General features: G+C 43.1%; 2 protein-coding genes and 2 pseudogenes. All 4 read right to left on the reverse strand.

What is annotated here, in order from left to right:
- Nucleotides 1–468: pseudogene (locus WH37_RS33000) on the reverse strand (HNH endonuclease); the annotation flags it as partial.
- A 4-nt stretch (nt 469–472) separates the two neighbouring features.
- Entirely contained in the window at nt 473–805 is a 333-nt protein-coding gene (locus WH37_RS33005) for a hypothetical protein (protein ID WP_046234920.1), read from the reverse strand.
- A 63-nt stretch (nt 806–868) separates the two neighbouring features.
- A complete protein-coding gene (locus WH37_RS33010) occupies nt 869–1,261 on the reverse strand; it encodes an immunity 22 family protein (RefSeq protein WP_046234921.1) in 393 nt (130 codons plus the stop codon).
- 19 nt (nt 1,262–1,280) lie between these two features.
- A pseudogene (locus WH37_RS36150) lies at nt 1,281–1,949 on the reverse strand (hypothetical protein); the annotation flags it as partial.

The following is a 1,949-nucleotide window of genomic DNA, read 5'->3' on the forward strand; positions in this document are numbered from 1 at the left end:
CTGACGAATGACACTCTCAAACCCATTCTGCACCGCGCCAAATGCCATTCGTCCACCTAATGAGGCAAATGCTCCGATCGGGCCAAACACCGCTCCAGATACCGCCTCGATGACCGTCTCTCGAAAGGCCGTTGAAACATACGTCCCCATATCGCTGACCTCGCCGCGGGCAATATCCGACACCGCTTGGCTCACGACCGCAGCGGTTCCCGCAATGGCCGCTCCAGCTAGTACTGCACCTACAACGACCGCTCCTGCTCCCAGCGTCGCTACCGTATACGCCGCTGCAACGGCGACTACCGCGACAACTGCAATTCCCGCCAGTACATTTCCCGCAAGCTTACCCCAACTGAACGGCGGTTTTTCCGGTGGTGGCGGTGGGGGAGGCGGCTGCCCTTCCACTGGCGCATCGTCATACGGCGCGTAGCTCGTCCGATCCTTCCCCTCCGTTCGGATCTGCGTCCCCATGAGGTTATACTCGCCTTCCAGCGTGATCCCGCTCGGCGCACTTGTCTTCTTTGCTACTAGTAACGCTTGCGCGCCAATGACCACCCGTTTCGGCGTGAACAGCGACATCTCTTCCTTCGCTGTCAGCGTCAGTTTGCGCGGACTGCTCAAGATAATGCACGGCATCGTCCAGCTTCAAAAATAGCGGCTCCTTGCTTCCCCCTGTGAACTCGACTCCTGTCGGGGACAGCTTCATTTCACTGCCATGCTCCGTGCCAAAATAACGGTTGTTCGAATCAGCCGTCTTCTCCGTACTTGCACAACTAAAAAAGGTCAGCCAGTAATTTAAAGTGTCCATCTTATAGGGTACATTTTAAATTATGGCTAACCTCCTAAATATAAAATCATCAATAATGCTTAATCACTCATAATTAACAGAGCCAATAAATTCAATTTTCTTACCTTCAAATAGTACTTCTTCGACAGATTCTTCATAATCATAATCATATAATCTTATTGCAATATTACATTTTTCCATTAACTTATCTCCATAAAAATCAACAAGCTCATTTATCATTATTTCTGAATATGAAGCCCTCTTCAATAATTCTGTAATTGAAGTAGTAGGAGATTCAAGATAAGTAAATTCTAGCAAATCTTGATTATAATCAATAAAATCTATATTGAAGTCATTCATAAACGTAGATTTAATTCTATCACCATGTTCATCAAACTTTACTTCTAAATACTCTCTCATTTTTTCTTCACTATTGCATTTTCCAAACCAAAGCGATACAGCACCCGGACTATCCATTAAAAAACCTCCTATTCTTTCATCTCAAACCCTCTGGTAAAGAATCGATTCCGCCTTCTAGTCTATATTGCGCCCAAGTACGCAGTCTTCTTTTAAAAGTATTATAATCTAACGAACTATCAATTATTTCTAAGAGCTCTTTGTGTGCGGTTCCAGAACCATCCATACCATGTTTCCCAATAGGATTCACAAATTCAACATCTTTCGTAAGTGTCCTCATTACTGCTATATCTTCTGCTTTTACACCCCAACGTTTGAAAATTGGGGCTCTTGAAACAAGATGCCATTCATGAAGTCCTCCCGGATGTCGAATCCTACTTTCAATTATCGTTCTCAATTTCGGAGTAGCCCAAGCCAATTCAAATTCATCTATGCTTAAATCATTAAACCATTTTGCAAAATCTTTACTCCCTGGCATAGTTTCTGGAGTAAAAGTCCTAGTTCTAGAAGTATTCTTCACAAAATTATCTTTAATAAGCTTATCTAACTCTGCATTAGATAATCTTTTTGTTGTTTGTTTATTAACTTTTTTCTTGCTAACTTTAGGTTTATCTTTTCTAACTTTTGGCTTGTCAGGCTTTAGAGTTTCTCCTTTAATTTTCTCCTTAGCCTCATTCTCCAAACGATCCGCCAATTCCTTCTTACCCGCTTCGGATTCCTTAAAGAAATCCTTATGATGCTGGGACGG

The organism is Paenibacillus algorifonticola (assembly GCF_000971975.1).
In the GTDB taxonomy this organism is placed as follows: Bacteria; Bacillota; Bacilli; order Paenibacillales; family Paenibacillaceae; genus Pristimantibacillus; species Pristimantibacillus algorifonticola.